Source organism: Pseudomaricurvus alcaniphilus, from assembly GCF_011440395.1.
Classification (GTDB): Bacteria; Pseudomonadota; Gammaproteobacteria; order Pseudomonadales; family Cellvibrionaceae; genus Pseudomaricurvus; species Pseudomaricurvus alcaniphilus.
Genome location: NZ_JAAOIX010000004.1, coordinates 105,138 through 122,505 on the forward strand (window position 1 = coordinate 105,138; position 17,368 = coordinate 122,505).

Sequence of the window (17,368 nt, forward strand, 5' to 3'; positions counted from 1 at the left end):
ATGCAAAGGTGGCGAACCTTAACCCAAACTCGCGGGAGGGTGAAACATATTCGCCCAACTCGGCTATAATCCGCCGTCAGTTCTCCAGAGCAGTAACCGCTATGAAACCGGCCGTCGAAGCCCTCACACAAATTCTGCAATCCGCCGTGCCGCTATCCGCCACCGAACAGGTGCCGCTGGCCCAGGCCAGGAACCGTATCCTGGCCCAGACCCAACACTCACCGCTAGACGTGCCGCCCAGCGACAACAGCGCCATGGATGGTTACGCCTTCCACAGCGCCGCACATACCTCCTCGGGTGCCCAGTGGTTTGCGGTCAGCCAGCGCATCCCCGCCGGCGCCACCGCAAGCCCCCTCGAGACCGGCACCGCGGCGCGAATCTTTACCGGTGCGCCGGTCCCCCCGGGGGCCGACACCGTGGTCATGCAAGAGCAATGTGTGGTCGAGGGCGATCGGGTGTCGATTCCCGCCGGCATTGAACCCCGCAACAATATTCGCCCCCGCGGCCAGGACATCGCCGCCGGCAGCCTGGTCGCCGCCCGGGGCGACCGACTCTCGGCCCAGGCACTGGGCCTGCTGGCCTCCATTGGTATCGCCGAGGTGGAGGTGGTGCGCAAACTGAAGGTTGCCATCCTCTCCACCGGTGACGAACTGGCGGAGCCCGGCGAACCGCTGCAGCCGGGCCAGATTTACAACTCCAATCGCTACCTGCTGACCGGCCTGCTGCACAATATCGACGTCGATGTCATTGACCTGGGACGGGTGGAAGACAGTGCCAATGCCACCCTTGCCGCCCTCACCGAGGCCGCCGCCCGGGCCGATGTCATACTCAGCACCGGCGGGGTATCGGTGGGCGAGGAAGACCATGTGAAATCGGCGGTGGAAAAACTGGGCCAGTTGAACCTTTGGAAACTGGCCATCAAACCCGGCAAACCGCTGGCCTTTGGTCGCGTTGGCCAGACCCCGTTTCTGGGGCTGCCCGGCAACCCGTTGTCGGTGTTTGTGACCTTCCTGTTCTTCGCCCGCCCCTGGCTGCAAAAGATCCAGGGTCAGCAGCCAATCTTGCCGCAAGGCACTTTCTGGCCCGCCAGTTTTACCCGCAGGCCGAGCATTCGCCAGGAGTACGTGATGATAAGGATTGACCACGAGGGCCAGATGCAGGTTTACCCCAACCAGAGTTCAGGGGTACTCTCCTCCACCACCTGGGCCAATGCCGTGGCCATTGTCCCGGTCGACACTGAACTAAAGGTGGGCGACCCGATTGAGGTGGTACGCTTTGACCAGTTGATTTAAACCGCCGGCGCCAACCGCTGGCCAGATTATTCAGTCTTTTAGGGTTGCCTTAAAAGTGCCTTAAAAGGGCAACCGACTCACCAACAGGAGTGCACCGTGGATCGACAAACACAAACCGAACTGGAAGCCGCCGCCTTTCGCCGCCTGCTGCAACACCTGGACCAACGCAAGGACGTCCAGAATATCGACCTGATGAACCTGGCCGGTTTCTGTCGCAACTGCCTGAGCAAATGGTATGCCGCGGCAGCGGAAGAAAAAGGCCTGGCGCTGGATTATGAGCAGGCCCGGGAAATCGTCTACGGCATGCCCTACAGCGAGTGGAAAGACAAATACCAACAGCCCGCCACTCCGGAACAGCTGGCCGCGTTTAACGCCAGACAGAAGGACTAATGTAGCCCCCTGATACAGGGATCCACACGAGCACAAGCCGCCGCCGTGACCGACATCCACATTGAGCAAATCACCCTCTACCCGGTGAAATCCCTGCGCGGAATTACCGTGCAGGAGTGGCAGGCCACCCCCCGGGGGCTGGCCTACGATCGCCAGTGGATGCTGGTGCTGCCCAATGGCCGCTTCGTCAGCCAGCGCCAACTGCCGCAAATGGCCCTGGTCGACACCGCCATTGAAGACAATTGCCTGCACCTGGGTGCCAGCGGACGCGGTTCAGTGGCGCTGCCGCTGCCCAACCCGGCAAACGCTGACGCGACCGACAGCGCCGTCTTCAAGGGCAGCGTGTGGCGCGACGACTGCGATGTCATCGAAGCCAGCCGCGCGGCTTCCGCCTGGCTCAATCGCGTGCTCCGGCCCCCGCACCCCCTGCGCCTGGTCACCCTGGCACCCGGTCGGCAGCGCCCCGCCGCCGACCCGGCCCGCTTTGGCCGCGACACCCGCACCCGCTTTGCCGACGCCGCCCCCTACCTGATTGCCAACACCACCTCGCTGGTGCGCCTGAACCAGCAACTGGCGCTGAGCGCCAAGCCCCAGGTGGATATGCGCCGCTTTCGCCCCAACCTGGTGGTGGCCGGTATCGAGGCGTTTGGCGAACAGCAGTTACGCGCACTGCGACACCCCGCCAGCGGCCTGGGCTTTGCCCTTTGCGATCCCTGCGAGCGCTGTATCATCACCACCATCGACCCCGACAGCGCCACCCTGGCGGCCGACCGCGAACCCTTCCACACCCTGCTGCAGCTGAACCCGCTGCCGAGCAAATCGCGCGCTGCCGCTTTTGGCGTCAACGCCACCCTGCTCGCCGCGCCGGGAAAAACCGCAACCCTGCGCGTCGGTGATCCACTGCTCCCCGAGCAGGCGTAAATTGGGGCATAGCCCGACTGCCGGGAAACCGTTAAAATGACGACCCTTTCCTCCTCCATGACGTACACACCCCGATGATACCCAGCATTACCGAGACTTCACCGCTGCAAGCGCAATACCTGGCCTTTCTCGAGGCGCTCAAGGCCTGCGGCTTTGAGGGCGAGATCAATCCGGATTATGCCAACCGCACAGTACTGGCTACCGACAACTCCATTTACCAGGTCTTGCCCCAAGGGGTCGTCTACCCGAAAAACGCCAACGACCTGGTGCGGGTGGCGGAACTGAGCAACCTGCGCCAGTTTCGCGATATCGTGCTCAGCCCCCGGGGCGGCGGCACCGGTACCAACGGCCAGTCGCTCACCGACGGTCTGCTGGTGGATACCTCCCGGCACATGAATAAAATCCTCGAGATCAACGTCGAGCAGCGCTGGGTGCGGGTGCAAAGCGGTGTGGTCAAGGACCAGCTCAACGCTGCCCTCAAACCCCACGGGCTGTTTTTCGCGCCGGAACTGTCCACCAGTAATCGCGCCACCATCGGCGGCATGATCAACACCGATGCCTCCGGCCAGGGCTCGTGCATGTACGGCAAAACCCGCGATCACGTGCTGGCGTTGACCACCGTATTTATGGACGGCAGCGAGTGGACCTCGCAACCGCTCAACGACGAAGAATTCGCAGCGGTCGCCTCACGCCAGGACCGGGTCGGCGAGTTGTGCCGGGTACTCAACAGTATCCAGCGTGAATACAAGGATGCCATCGCGGAGAAATTCCCCAAGCTCAACCGCTGCCTGACCGGCTACGACCTCGCCCATATCCGCACCGAGGACGGTCGCTTCGACCTCAACAGTGTACTCTGCGGCAGCGAGGGCACCCTCGGCTTTATCAGCGAGGCCAAGCTCAATGTCTTGCCCATCCCGCGCTACTCGGCCCTGGTCAATGTCAACTACCAGAACTTCAACGCCGCCCTGCGCGACGCCACCGAGCTGATGAAATCCGGCCCCACCTCCATCGAGACGGTGGATTCCAAGGTCCTCAACCTGGCCATGAACGACATCGTCTGGAACAGCGTGGCCGAATTCTTCCCGGGTTCCGACAGCGGCGAGATCCAGGGCATCAACCTGGTGGAATTCAGCGCCGACGATGAAGAAGAACTGCAAGCCAGCATCAAGCGCCTGACCGACCAGCTCGACGCCCTCGCCGGCACCCCTGAATGCGTCAGCAGCGGCTACTCGGTGGCCTGGGGCAGCGACGCGGTCAACAAGATCTGGGGTATGCGCAAGAAGTCCGTGGGACTGCTGGGCAATATGAAAGGGGCGGCCCGGCCCATGCCCTTCGTCGAAGACACCGCGGTACCGCCGGAAAACCTGGCCGATTTTATTCTCGAGTTTCGCCAGTTACTCGACAGCCACAACCTGGCCTACGGCATGTTCGGCCACGTCGATGCCGGTGTGCTGCATGTGCGCCCGGTGCTGGACATGCGCGACCCGGAGCAAGCCAGCCTGGTGCGCCCCATCAGCGATGCGGTGGCGGACCTGACCCACAAATACAACGGCTTGCTCTGGGGCGAGCACGGCAAGGGCGTGCGCTCGGAGTACGCACCGAAGTTTTTTGGCGATCTCTACCCGCAACTGCAGCGCATCAAGGCCACCTGCGACCCGCGCAACCAGCTCAACCCGGGCAAGATCGCCACCCCCGACAACCAGCACCAGCTGAGCAAAATCGACGGCGTACGCACCCGCGGCGAAGAAGACCGCAAGATACCGGTGCGTATCTGGGACGAATACAGCGAGGGCATGTACTGCAACGGCAATGGTGCCTGCTACAACTGGAACCCCAACGACGCCATGTGTCCCTCCTGGAAGGCCACCCGGGAGCGCATTCACTCGCCCAAAGGCCGCTCCGCACTGGTGCGCGAATGGCTCAAGCAATTGAGTAAACGCGGTGTCGACCCGCTGGCAGAAAGTGCGCAGCTGAAACAGCAACCGTTTATGCGCTCACTCTGGGCGCGCGGCAAGAACACCCTCGCCAAGCGCAAGGGCGAATACGACTTTTCCCACGAAGTGATGGACGCCATGGCCGGCTGCCTGGCCTGCAAATCCTGCGTCGGCCAATGCCCGGTCAATGTCGACGTACCGTCGTTCCGCAGCAAGTTTATGGAGCTCTACTACGGTCGTTACCTGCGCCCACTGAAGGATTACTTTATCGGCGGCCTGGAACATATGATCCCGACCCTGGCCCGGGTGCCCTGGCTCTACAATGGCCTGATGAAACCGGCGTTCGTGCAGGCCCTGCTGTCGCGCATCGCCGGCATGGTAGACAGCCCCCTGCTCAGCGCCATCAACCTGGACGCACGCCTGACGGAAATGGGTGTGGTGTACGCCGCCGAGGCCAATATCGCCCAGCTCAGCGCCGAGGACCGGGCCAGAACGGTGATCGTGGTGCAGGATGCCTTCACCAGTTACTTTGAGACACAACTGGTGCTGGACGTGCTGGCGCTGCTGCAAAAACTCGACTTTATCCCAATGCTGGCGCCCTATCGCGCCAATGGCAAAGCCCTGCACGTGCACGGCTTTCTCAAGGCTTTTGACAAAACCGCCAACACCAACGCCGAGTTTCTCAACCGCCTCGGCCAGTACCGCATTCCCCTGGTGGGCATCGACCCCTCCATGACCCTGGCCTACCGCAGCGAGTACAAGAAACTGCTGGGCGACAAAGCCCCGCGCGTGGAGTTGCTGCAGGAGTGGCTGGCCGGCGCCAGTGAGCACCTCGGCCAACAGGCCGCTAATTTTAGCCAGGGTGAATTCAAACTGCTGGCCCACTGCACTGAGAAGACCAACGCCGCCGCATCCATCAAGGACTGGCACACCGTCTTCAGCGCCCTGGGGCAGACCCTGCAGAATGTCGACGTGGGCTGCTGCGGCATGGCCGGTACCTACGGCCACGAAACCCGCAACCGCGACACCTCGAGGAAGATTTACGAGCTGTCCTGGTCGGAAGTGGTCAGCGCCCCGGACAACCAGGGCAAACTCATGGCCACCGGCTACTCCTGCCGCAGCCAAGCCAAGCGCTTTGACGCCGCGCAACTGCCGCACCCGCTGCAGGTACTGTTAAACCAGTACGCCAGTAGCTAGTGTCCTGGGTCAGAGGTTCGTATCTGGCCCGTTAGGGGCTTGCGCAATGAACACTTTGCAAGAGGCACTACACCAGGAAAACCAGGCCAGCCCCGCTTGCTGCACGCTTGCATCAACCGGGCCTCAGCAAGCAACCTTCACTAATTGCCTGCAGCGCGGCAGCCCCTGGATACTGCCAAGGCTCCGCAGCGACCGGAAAACGGCTCAGTTAATCAAGCCGTAACTGTCGCGCAACACCTGTACGATCTCGGCCTTGGGGTTTTCCGCCAGCGCCAGCGGAGCGCCAATAATTTTCTCGGCGATACCCACGTAGGTCGCAGAGATCTGCAACAGCGCCTCCAGCGGCAACTCATTGTCCCGCGCCAGCGCGAGCCGCTCCCCCATACGCTCCTTGTTGAGCAGGATGTCGGGGTCGGGAAAGTGGTTGAGCAAAAACTGGCGGAAGCCCTCCTTGGAGTTTTCCACAATCCGGCCGCCGCGATATTCCCCGCCGTCCCAAATGCGAGACGAATCCGGTGTGCCCACCTCATCCATATAGATCAGCTTTTCAACGCCATTCTTGTCGGTAACAAAGCCAAACTCGAATTTGGTATCGACGAAAACCTGGTCGATCTTTTCCAGCTCCCGGCTGATCAGGGCAAAACCCTCCTGCAACAGCGTTTCGTAGCGGCCCACATCCGCCAGCGAACGAAAATTAAAGGCCCCAAAATTGGCCTCAATATCAGCGCGCGTGATATTGACGTCATCCGCCTCCGGCACCCCGGGAATGCCCTTGAGAATGCCCTTGGTCGACGGCGTAATCAGCAATTCCGGCAGCTTCTGGTCCTTACGCAACCCCTCCGGCAATTCAATGCCGCAGAAACTGCGCTCGCCTTTCGAATAGGCCCGCCACATGGAGCCGGTAATATACTGGCGACAGATAGCCTCGATCATCACCGGCCGGGCTTTCTGCACGATCCAAACCAGCGGATGGGGAATATCCAGGATATGGCTATCTGCCAACCCCTGCTCCCGAAACAAGCGAAACCAGTGATTGGAAATAGCATTCAGCGCCGCGCCCTTGCCCGGCACCCCACGCACATCACCCTGTCCGCGCCAGATACAGTCGAACGCCGAGATACGATCGCTGATCACCATAATCGCCAAAGGCGCATCCGGGGCCACATCGTAACCCTTCTCCGCAATCAGGCGGCGGCTGTCAGCCTCGGTCAACCAATAGACTGAACGCACCTTACCACTGTGCACCGGGCGATCAGTACGAATGGGCAGATCGTCGTTAACGGCCAGCACCGAGTCTTTGATGGCCTGGGGAGTATCGGGTAGCTGCATGAAGGCTTCCTGGATATGGGATCAATAAAGGCCGCCATTCTAGCAGAATCGCGCGGGAATGAACCCACTCGGAGCTCCCCGGCCCCATTCAGCGGAAATCTATTGGTTGCAGAGCAGCTACTGCGCTTGGGTGTTGTGGCGTGGCGGGAGAATTTCATTGATTTCATGCAACCCCAAGCGTCGGCACTGCGGCCCGGCGGTTGTGCTCAACTAACCAGTGCTCAACAGTCAAGTGTGACGCTGCGGCCCAGCGGGTGCGTCCTACCAGACCGAGCGCAGGTTCGCCGCACTTTTCGCGCTCCCGGAAACTCACTTCGCTTCGCTCCGTTCAAACATCCGTCCGCGAAAGCCCGAAAAGTGCGGCGAACCTAAACGCGCTCTGATTGGTCTGGTAGAACGCACCCGCTGCGCCTTGACCCGGCATTATCGCTAGAGCCAGGGTTTTTTCTTTGGTTCTTGGCGAGGTAGATAAGCCGAATGGAGACGAATAATACCTCTGTTAAGTAAACGATAAAGAAATCTGCGGCGGCCCCTGAAAGTATGAGAGCCAACCTTTCAGGCCTGCCCCGACCCCGCTTGTAACGAAAAAAGATCTATGCCGTTAAATCAGCCACCCTCGCCGACGCTGGATCGAGGCTCGGCGGGTGTACCCTGCCAGACCAATCAGGCCGCGTTTAGGCTCGCCGCGCTTTTCGGGCTTTCGCGTACGGATGTTTGAGCGCAGCGCAGCGGAGCGACGATTTAGAAGTAAATAAAAGGGCGGGAGCGCGAAAAGTGCGGCGAGCCTGCGGCCGGTCTGGCGGGGTGCACCCGCCGAGCCGCCTAATGTGCACGAACCAAATAACATCTTTCGGATTCCCACAGACGGATACTCAAGCCAACTGCCAGCGGCGAGCCTGCGGCTGGTCTGGCAGGGCACACCCGCCGAGCCGTCTAATGTGCGCGAACTAACTAACATCTTTCGGGTACCCGCAGACGGATGCTCAAACTGAGCGCCAACGGAGAGCCTGCATAGACTCGACGAGCCACACCTGCCAACCGCCAAATGTCAGCAAACGAGAAAGCACCCTTTGGCGCTCCCATCCACCGCTCAGCCATTGTATAATCCCGCACTTTTCCGCCGAGCAAACGACAGCAGAACTATGGACAAAACCTACCAGCCCCAAGCAATCGAAAAATCCTGGTACCAGACCTGGGAAAAAAATGGCTTCTTCAAGCCATCCGGCGTGGGCGAGTCCTACTGCATCATGATTCCGCCGCCCAACGTCACCGGCAGCCTGCACATGGGCCACGGCTTCCAGGAATCCATAATGGACGCCCTGATCCGCTACCACCGCATGAAAGGCCGCAACACCCTCTGGCAAGTGGGCACCGACCACGCCGGCATCGCCACCCAAATGGTGGTCGAGCGACAACTGGACGCCCAGGGCATCTCCCGCCACGACCTCGGCCGGGAAAAATTTATCGAGAAAGTGTGGGAGTGGAAAGCCGAATCCGGTGGCACCATCACCCAGCAACTGCGTCGCCTCGGCGCCAGCCCCGACTGGAGCCGCGAACGCTTCACCATGGACGACGGCTTCTACAAAGCGGTCCAGGAAGTGTTTATTCGCCTCTACGAAGAAAAGCTCATCTACCGCGGCAAGCGCCTGGTCAACTGGGACCCGAAACTGCACACCGCCGTCTCCGACCTGGAAGTCATCTCCGAGGAAGAAGACGGCCACCTGTGGCACTTTCGCTACCCCCTGACCGACGGCAGCGGTCACCTGGTAGTGGCCACCACCCGCCCGGAAACCATGCTCGGCGACACCGCAGTGGCGGTGCACCCGGAAGATGAACGCTACCGCCAGTTGATCGGCAAGACCATCACCCTGCCGTTGGTAGGGCGCGAAATACCGATTATCGCCGACGACTACGTCGACCGCGAATTTGGTACCGGCTGTGTCAAGATCACCCCGGCCCACGACTTCAACGACTACGAAATGGGCCAGCGCCACAGCTTGCCCATGATCAACATCTTCGACAACGACGCCCGCACCAACGCCAATGTGCCGGAAAAATACCGCAGCATGGACCGCTTCGACGCCCGGACGCTGGTGGTCGAAGACCTGCAGGCCCTGGGCCTGCTGGAAAAAATCGACGACCACAAACTGAAAGTGCCGCGCGGCGATCGCACCGGGGTAGTGATCGAGCCCTACCTCACCGACCAGTGGTACGTGAAAACCCAACCGCTGGCAGAAGAAGCCATCAGGGCGGTGGAAGACGGCGACATTCAATTCGTGCCGAAGCAGTACGAAAACATGTACTTCTCCTGGATGCGCGACATTCAGGACTGGTGTATTTCCCGCCAGCTGTGGTGGGGCCACCGCATTCCCGCCTGGTACGACCGCCAGGGCAACGTCTACGTCGGCCGCAGCGAAGCCGAAGTGCGCCAGAAGCACAACTTGCCTGACGACCTCAGCCTGCAGCAGGATGACGACGTGCTCGACACCTGGTTCTCCTCTGGCCTGTGGACCTTTGGCACCCTCGGCTGGCCGGAACAGACCGACCTCCTGAAAACCTTCCACAGCACCGACGTGCTGGTGACCGGCTTCGACATCATCTTTTTCTGGGTCGCGCGCATGATCATGCTGACCCTGCACTTCCGCAAGGAAGTGCCGTTCCACACCGTCTACGTACACGGCCTGGTGCGCGACAGCCACGGCCAGAAGATGTCGAAGTCCAAGGGCAATGTTATCGACCCCATCGACCTGATCGACGGTATCGAACTGGAAGACCTGGTGGCCAAGCGCACCGCCGGCATGATGGTGCCGCGGATGCGCGAGAAGATCGAAAAGCAGACCCGCAAGGAATTCCCCAATGGCCTCGCCGCCTACGGTACCGACGCCCTGCGCTACACCTACTACTCGCTGGCCTCCACCGGCCGCGACATCAAGTTTGATGTAGGCCGCATCGAAGGCTTCCGCAACTTCTGCAACAAGATCTGGAACGCCTCCCGCTATGTGCTGATGAACTGCGAGGTGCAGGACGAACAGGGCAATCGCCTCAGCGCCCACGACTGCGACCAGGACAATTCCGGCGGCTATGAGCTGTCAGTGGCGGATCGCTGGATCATCTCGCGCCTGCAGCAGGTGGAAAAGGCCTTCGCCGAGGGCGTGGAGAGCTACCGCTTCGACCTCGCCTCCCAGGCCCTGTACGATTTTATCTGGAACGAATACTGCTCCTGGTACCTGGAGCTCTCCAAGCCGGTATTGACCAGCGCCGACTTCAGCGCGGCGCAAAAGAAAGGCACCCGCCGCACCTTGATCCGGGTATTGGAAGCAACCCTGCGCCTGGCCCACCCGTTGATGCCGTTTATTACCGAAGAAATCTGGCAGCGCATCAAGGACCTGGCCGGCGTCAGCACTGCAGACGGCCAGGGCGAAACCATTATGACCGCGCGCTTGCCTGAGTGCGAGCCCGGCAAGATCGACCAACAGGCCATGGCCGACGTAAAATGGCTGCAAGGGGTAATTGAAGGGGTGCGCAATATTCGCGGTGAAATGAACATCTCGCCGGCGAAAAGCATCCCCCTGTTCTTTGCCAACGGCTCCGCCAACGACCGGCGCTGCCTGGACGACAACCGTCTGTTCCTGACCCGGCTTGCCAGCCTTGAGTCCATTACCTGGCTCAACCCCGGTGACACCGCGCCCATGTCCGCCACCGCCCTGGTGGGGGACATGGAAATCCTGGTGCCCATGGCCGGCCTGATCGATGTGGCGGCGGAAACGGCGCGCCTCAACAAGGAGATCGACAAGCTGAAAAAGGAGAGTGCCCGGGTGCAAGGCAAGCTCGGCAACGCCAAATTTGTCGACAACGCGCCGGCCGAGGTGGTGCAGAAGGAAAAGGACAAGCTGGCGGATATGCAGGCGGCACTGGGTAAGCTGGAAGAGCAGGCGATCAAGCTGGCGACCCTTTAACAGCAAACTATCGCCTGCGGCAGGCTGCCCCCAGGGGCAGCCATAGCTCCTGCTGGAAGTTTCTGCTAAATAGCTCCTGGTATAAGTTTCTGCTCTTGGTTCCCGCTAACAGCCCGGTTTAAGTTGACCACAAAGTGCAATTGCAGGAATCTGCGCCCCAGCAGCGGGTAGCCTTCCCGGTCGCCTGGACCGAACCGGGTCCCGAAACACCGGCACAGCCAGCAGCGCATATCGCGAGCTATAAACTTTACTATTGACCAACGCTGCGCTGGCGCAATGCAGCGGAGCAACTACACTCATAAACCTGATGTTCCCCAACCGCGTTGTAACCGGATGCAATTGCTGTGGCCTGCTGCTGCCCCCAATTGGAGCACAGGCACACCGGGTGGGCCACCAAGCCAACGAATTCACCAATTTCATCCACGCAAAATGGCGTGTATTACGCTAAACTTGATTCATATCATTACCCGCCAGCTCCCTGGCTTTGCAGGCTAACTTGACTCACTCTACAGACAACCTACCGTGCCGCCCACCTATCCGTGGCCGGTGGCTTATCCCTGTTCGCACCGAACTGTTGCTGGCACTGTTACTGCCCCTCGCCTGGGCCCAGGTGTGCGCCACCGAGGTTATCGACGAGGAGCCTATCAACGAAACGGCTATTTCGGTACAGGGGCTGGACGGATTCCCAGCGAAGCAAACCGACCTGTTATTAAAAACCGAGCAGGAGCGCGCCGACCGACCTGCGCCGACAGGCCCGGTCGCCCCCTCACCCAAGCCGGCAGGCCACCCTCTTGAGGTCACCCACCCAGACCATCCCCAGCAGCTGTTTGCCCTGCTCGGCGATAAAGTCGAACCTGGCACTCTGCGAACCCTCAGGTGGTCGCCGCAAAATCTGTTCGATGGCATACCGGTACCCACCCCGGTGCTGGTGGCCAATGGCATCAAGCGAGGCCCGGTACTGTGCATCACCGGAGCGATTCACGGCGACGAGATCAACAGCATCGAGACCATCCGCCGGGTTATGCACAACCTCGATCCGGCCAAGCTGTCCGGTACCGTGGTCGGTATTCCCATCGTCAACCAGATGGGCTTTCGTCGCAATTCCCGCTATTTACCCGATCGTCGCGACCTGAACCGTTACTTTCCCGGCACCCCCAACGGCAGCTCCGCCGCCCGCATTGCCCACTCGCTGTTCACCCAGGTGATCCGCCACTGCACCGCGCTGGTGGATATGCACACCGGCTCCTTCAATCGCACCAACATCCCGCAGCTGCGGGCAGACCTGGGCCAGGAGAGTGTGCGCGCACTGGTGCAACAATTCGGCCACATCGTGGTGCTGCACAATACGGGGGCAACCGGAACCTTGCGCCGCGAAGCGACTCTTGCCGGCGTACCCACCGTGACCCTTGAGGCTGGAGAGGCCCTGCGCATCCAGGAGGATGTGATCGAAGCCGGGGTGCAACACCTGAACTCGCTGTTGACCAATATGAAAATGATCAAGCGGCCATTTTTCTGGAGCAACCCGCAGCCGATGTATATGGCTTCGCGCTGGCTGCGGGCAGAAGCCGGTGGTATTTTCATTACCAGCCGCCAGCCCGGGGACAAGGTGGCCGAAGGCGAGGTGCTGGGCCAAATCACTGACCCCATTACCAACGTCGAACTGGTAGTGCGCTCCCGCTATGCCGGCAGGATTATCGGCATGGCCCTGAACCAGGTGGTGTTGCCAGGCTATGCCATCTATCACATTGGGATTGACGCCAGCGCCATCCAGAAGCACAAAGACGTTTCGCCCCCGGCCGAGAGCGGTACTGCACCCGCCGACACCGCCACCGGGCCGGAGCTCCCACCCGACCAGTACCCCGGCGGCGCAGAACCGGCAACTGTGCCCGGAGTTATACCAGGCCCCATACCTGACCCCATGCCCGAGCCTATGCCTGAACCCATGCCTGAACCCATGCCCGGCGCCGACAATGAAATGGACACCTCATCACTGCCCCCGACCTTCCCCAGTCCCGCGCAAAGCGCCGTGCCAGCAGCAACGGAAGCCAAAGTCGCACACCAGGATCGCCCATCGCCCATAAAGCACCAGCAACAACAACAGTAGCACTAGCTGCAATAACAGAAGCACCAGCAGCAATAACAGCCCCACTGCCGGGCGGCCAAACGGCCGCCCCCTGGCTGCTCAGGACATTGCGCTTGCGCCGTTGTTTACTACACTGATTACATAGAACCTTGAACTTAAAACAGAAAAACCTGTGCGCCCCGACACTGGCCGCCAGCGGTCGCTCGCACCTGTCACTGGTTGCGCGCCAGCGGCCTTATCTGCCCCCGCTGGGCGCAGGAAAATTCTAACGTTAACATACCCAGCACCCGGAACCGGTACATGCCAGACACCAATCATCGCACCACTTCCCGCCTCTGGCGCGCACTACTGGCACACCGCCTGTCCACTGCCCTGCTGGTGCTGGTTACCTCGCTGCTGATCACCGGTCTGGCCTGGTACATTTCCGACCGCTCAGTCAACAAGCGCGCCGGTGAGCGCTTCCAGTTCCAGGTGCAGGACGTCACCACCGCCATCGAGCGCCGCATGGAAGAATACATCATGGCGCTGCGGGCCGGCGTTGGTATGTTCAATGGCTCAGACTACGTCAGCCGCAAGGACTGGCGTGACTTTACCAGCACCCTGGAACTGCAAACCTACTTTCCTGGCATCCAGGGGCTGGGCTACGCCGAGATGCTGACACCGCAACAGCTGCCGCAACACGAAACGGAGATTCGCGCCGAGGGCTTTCCCGATTACCGGGTTACCCCCACCCACCGCCGTGAGGTCTACAGCGCTATTGTCTACCTCGAACCGTTCGACTGGCGCAACCAGCGCGCCTTCGGCTACGACATGTATTCCGAACCCACCCGCCGCGCGGCTATGGACCGAGCTCGTGACAGCGGCAAGCCGGCTGTCTCCGGGAGGGTGACACTGGTGCAGGAGACCGACCGGGATGTACAGTACGGTTTCCTGATGTACTACCCCCTGTATCGGGCCAACGCGCCAACCGCCACCGTTGAGCAGCGCCGCCAGGCCCTGCGCGGCTTTGTCTATAGCGCCTTTCGAATGGGCGACCTGATGCAGGGGATCCTCGGTGCAAACCAGGGTGGGATCGACTTCGAAATCTACGACGGCGACCGCGCCGGCGCGGATTCCCTGCTCTACAACAATGTCGATGATGCACCCCCTCGCCTCGGCGCCAGCGATCACCGGCCCCTGTTTGCGGACCTCCACCGCGTCAATGTGGGTGGTCACAACTGGACCCTTTACGTCTACACCGAGCCCAATTACCTGTCCGGCGCCGAAGCCAGCCAGCCCACCATCGTCGCCATCTGTGGCCTGGTGGTGGATATCCTGCTGTTTCTGGTCATCATCAACCTGAGCCGCTCCCAACAGCGGGCGGAAAACCTCGCCGAGGATGCCACCCGGGAATTGGTGCTCAGTGAAGAGCGGCACCGCTTGCTGTTTACCAATGCCAGGGCAGTGATGCTGCTGACCGAGCCGGATACCGGCCAAATCCACGACGCCAATGCCGCCGCCCTCAGCTTCTACGGCTACCCGCTGACAACCCTGCGCCAGATGACCCTGGCATCGCTCACCAGCAACAGCCCGCCCCCCTCGCTGGCAGCCTTTCCCAGCAGTTCCCAGCTACACGCCGCCGGCGCCAAAGAAGGCGACTGCCAGCGCAGCTACCAACGGCTCGCCAACGGCGAAGTGCGGCTGGTGGAAATGCGCAGTGGCGAAATAGAAATGGGCCGTCGCTCGCTGGTACTGGCCATCATTATCGATGTCACCCGTCGTTATGAGGCTGAAAAAGAACTGTCCGCCAGTGAGCGACGCTACCAGGAGGTGTTCGAACTCGCGCCGGTACCCATGTGGTTAATCGACCCGGATTCCGGTGCCCTGCTGGACGCCAACAAGGCCGCCATTGTGCACTACGGCTATAGCCGGGCGCAGTTCCTGCAGATGCACCTCGCCGACCTCAGCCGGGACCGGGACGACAAGCTCGATTGGCTCGACCACGGCGGCACCAGTGAAACCTTTCACCGCACCGCTGATGGCCGTGACATCCGGGTCGAGATTACCGCTCGCAGCCTGTTTTACGGCGGCCGCGAAGTCTGTATTGCGGCGCTGGTCGATATCACCGAGCGCAGCCGCAACGCGGCCAACCTGAACCAGGCGCGACTGGACGCAGAGGCCGCCAATCGCGCCAAAAGCGATTTTGTCGCCAATATGAGCCACGAAATCCGCACCCCCATGAACGCCATTCTGGGCTTCAGCCAACTGCTGGCCGAGCAGGAATTACCTGACCAGGCGCGGGATTACAGCAAGCGCATTCTCAGCTCCTCGCGCGCCCTGCTGGGTCTGCTCAACGACATTCTCGATCACGCCAAGGTGGAGGCCAACCGGCTGGAACTGGAGTGCAAGGAATTCGATCTGGAGGAGACCATCACCCGCTCGCTGGACCTGTTTGCCATTGAAGCCCACGACAAAGGTCTGCAGCTCTACCTCGACCTCGCCCCCGACCTGCCGGTCAGCCTACAGGGTGACGCACTGCGACTCGAACAGGTAATCAATAACCTGCTGGGCAACGCCGTCAAGTTCACCGAGCGGGGCGAGATCCTGATTGCCGTGAGTCTTGCCGCCGACACCGACAGCGAAACCAGTGCGCCCCCGGTAACCACTCTGCGGTTTAGCGTAAAAGATACGGGCATCGGTGTGTCCGCGGCACAAATTCCGTCCCTGTTCCAGCCGTTTTTCCAATCTGACACCTCCACCACCCGCGAATATGGCGGCACCGGCCTGGGCCTTACTATCTGCCGCAGGCTGGTGGAGATGATGGGTGGCCGCATCGAGGCACAGAGCACCCTGGGGGTCGGCAGTAAATTTGTTTTTAGCGCCAGCTTTGCTGCGGTAGCGCCCCGGACAATGGCCGCTACGGCGGCAGAAATGGCCGCGCAACAGCGCGGCTTACCCGCCCAGGTGCTGCTGCTCGACCAGCAGCCCACCAGCGCCCGGATCACCACCGCTATCCTGCAGCGCTTCGGTATCAGCACTACCGCTTGGCGCGCAGACGCGGCGATCGAGCCGCAAGCGGATCAACTTTTGCTGGTCGACAGTGCCAGTTTTACTGACAGTTCTGCAGCTTTGAAAAGCGCCTTCGCGGCGGCCCCGGCTCTGCAATGGCTGTTATTGAGCGATTCACAAGAACCCGCTCTGGACTATAAAGATCTGCCTCTGCCCCAGGCGGTGCTGGTCAAACCGGTGACCCCGGCGCGTCTGCTGGCCGCGCTGACCACCGCCACGGACACCGCCCCTGCGGGCGACTCAAGCCTCGCCAACAAGTATCACAACAGCCTGCAGGGCTACCGAATATTAGTGGTCGAAGATAATTTAACCAACCAACTGGTGGCTCGAGCCCTGCTCGAACGGCTCGGGCTCGAGGTTGATATCGCCAACAACGGCAGCGCGGCCCTCAGCCAGCTTGGCAGCCAGAGCTACGACCTGGTGTTGATGGATATACAGATGCCGGGCATGGATGGCCTGGAGGCCACCCGTCGCTACCGCGCCACCGAAACCCGGGACCAGCACCTGCCCATCATCGCCATGACGGCCTCGGCAATGGCGGAAGATCGCGCAGCTTGCGCTGCGGCGGGAATGGACGCCCACCTGGCCAAACCGATTGACCATGAACGCCTGCTGGAGCAACTGCGCTTGTGGCTGCCGGCAGGAAACCAGCAGACTATAGAAGACTCCGTACCGGCCTCGCAACAGGGCCCGCACCAGCATTCTTCGAACGAACCCGGGCACAGTGAAGCCGCGGACAATATCGCTGCTGCGGAGCTAACGACGACTGCTTCCGGCCAAGGCGACAATCCGCCGCTGATCGATTTTGCCCGCCTGCAGCAACGCATCGGTGGTGACGGCGACTTGCTCCGCGTGCTGTTCACGACGTTTGCGGCAGACCTGGAGGACTGCCAGACAAAATTGGCCCTGTTGCGCTCCACACCGGTGGAAAGCTGGTTGGCCGAATTACTGCACACCCTCAAAGGCCTGGCCGCCAATATCGAGGCCTGGCCACTGCACGAACTGGTGCTGGAGCTGCAATCCTGCAGCAGGCAAAACTCATCGCCGGGCGCAGAGCAACTCGACCAATTGGCCAGCCTGATCCGCAAAACCCGAATCAGTGCCGAGCGTAAAGGAGCCGCGACTCAAGCCGCGCGCAGCCTTTGATCTTTGCACGGCTAAACTATCACTGATAAATGGTCACGACTAAATTGTCACGGCTAAATTGTCACCGCTAAC

8 protein-coding genes are annotated in these 17,368 nt (G+C 61.0%); 7 read left to right on the forward strand and 1 reads right to left on the reverse strand.

Going from position 1 to position 17,368, the window contains the following annotated elements; translation table 11 throughout:
* The first annotated feature begins 101 nt into the window (after positions 1-101).
* The 4 genes from G8764_RS10550 (at position 102) to ydiJ (ending at position 5,734) form a co-directional block, all read left to right on the forward strand.
* Entirely contained in the window at positions 102-1,292 is a 1,191-nt protein-coding gene (locus tag G8764_RS10550; protein ID WP_166164600.1) for a molybdopterin molybdotransferase MoeA, read from the forward strand.
* Positions 1,293-1,388: 96 nt separating this feature from the next.
* Positions 1,389-1,682: a DUF1244 domain-containing protein gene (locus G8764_RS10555; RefSeq protein WP_166164601.1), complete on the forward strand. Its 294-nt coding sequence runs from the start codon at positions 1,389-1,391 to the stop codon at positions 1,680-1,682.
* Positions 1,683-1,727: 45 nt separating this feature from the next.
* A complete protein-coding gene (locus tag G8764_RS10560) occupies positions 1,728-2,603 on the forward strand; it encodes an MOSC N-terminal beta barrel domain-containing protein (protein WP_166164602.1) in 876 nt (291 codons plus the stop codon).
* A 74-nt stretch (positions 2,604-2,677) separates the two neighbouring features.
* A complete protein-coding gene (gene ydiJ, locus G8764_RS10565; protein ID WP_166164603.1) occupies positions 2,678-5,734 on the forward strand; it encodes a D-2-hydroxyglutarate dehydrogenase YdiJ in 3,057 nt (1,018 codons plus the stop codon).
* Positions 5,735-5,938: 204 nt separating this feature from the next.
* Here ydiJ and G8764_RS10570 read toward each other — a convergent pair whose 3' ends face one another.
* Positions 5,939-7,063, reverse strand: a complete 1,125-nt coding sequence (locus G8764_RS10570) for a phosphoribosylaminoimidazolesuccinocarboxamide synthase (RefSeq protein ID WP_166164604.1) — start codon at positions 7,061-7,063, stop codon at positions 5,939-5,941.
* Between the two features lie 1,142 nt (positions 7,064-8,205).
* On the opposite strand from G8764_RS10570, the gene G8764_RS10575 reads away from it, so the two are divergent.
* The 3 genes from G8764_RS10575 to G8764_RS10585 all read left to right on the forward strand — a co-directional run bounded on the left by G8764_RS10575 (position 8,206) and on the right by G8764_RS10585 (position 17,296).
* Positions 8,206-11,019: a valine--tRNA ligase gene (locus G8764_RS10575; RefSeq protein ID WP_166164605.1), complete on the forward strand. Its 2,814-nt coding sequence runs from the start codon at positions 8,206-8,208 to the stop codon at positions 11,017-11,019.
* Positions 11,020-11,593: 574 nt separating this feature from the next.
* Positions 11,594-13,123, forward strand: coding sequence for a succinylglutamate desuccinylase/aspartoacylase family protein (locus G8764_RS10580; protein ID WP_166164606.1), 1,530 nt, complete (start codon positions 11,594-11,596; stop codon positions 13,121-13,123).
* A gap of 279 nt (positions 13,124-13,402) precedes the next feature.
* The gene (locus G8764_RS10585; RefSeq protein ID WP_166164607.1) at positions 13,403-17,296 is read left to right on the forward strand and encodes a CHASE domain-containing protein; all 3,894 of its coding nucleotides are present in this window, start codon (positions 13,403-13,405) and stop codon (positions 17,294-17,296) included.
* Positions 17,297-17,368: the final 72 nt, after the last annotated feature.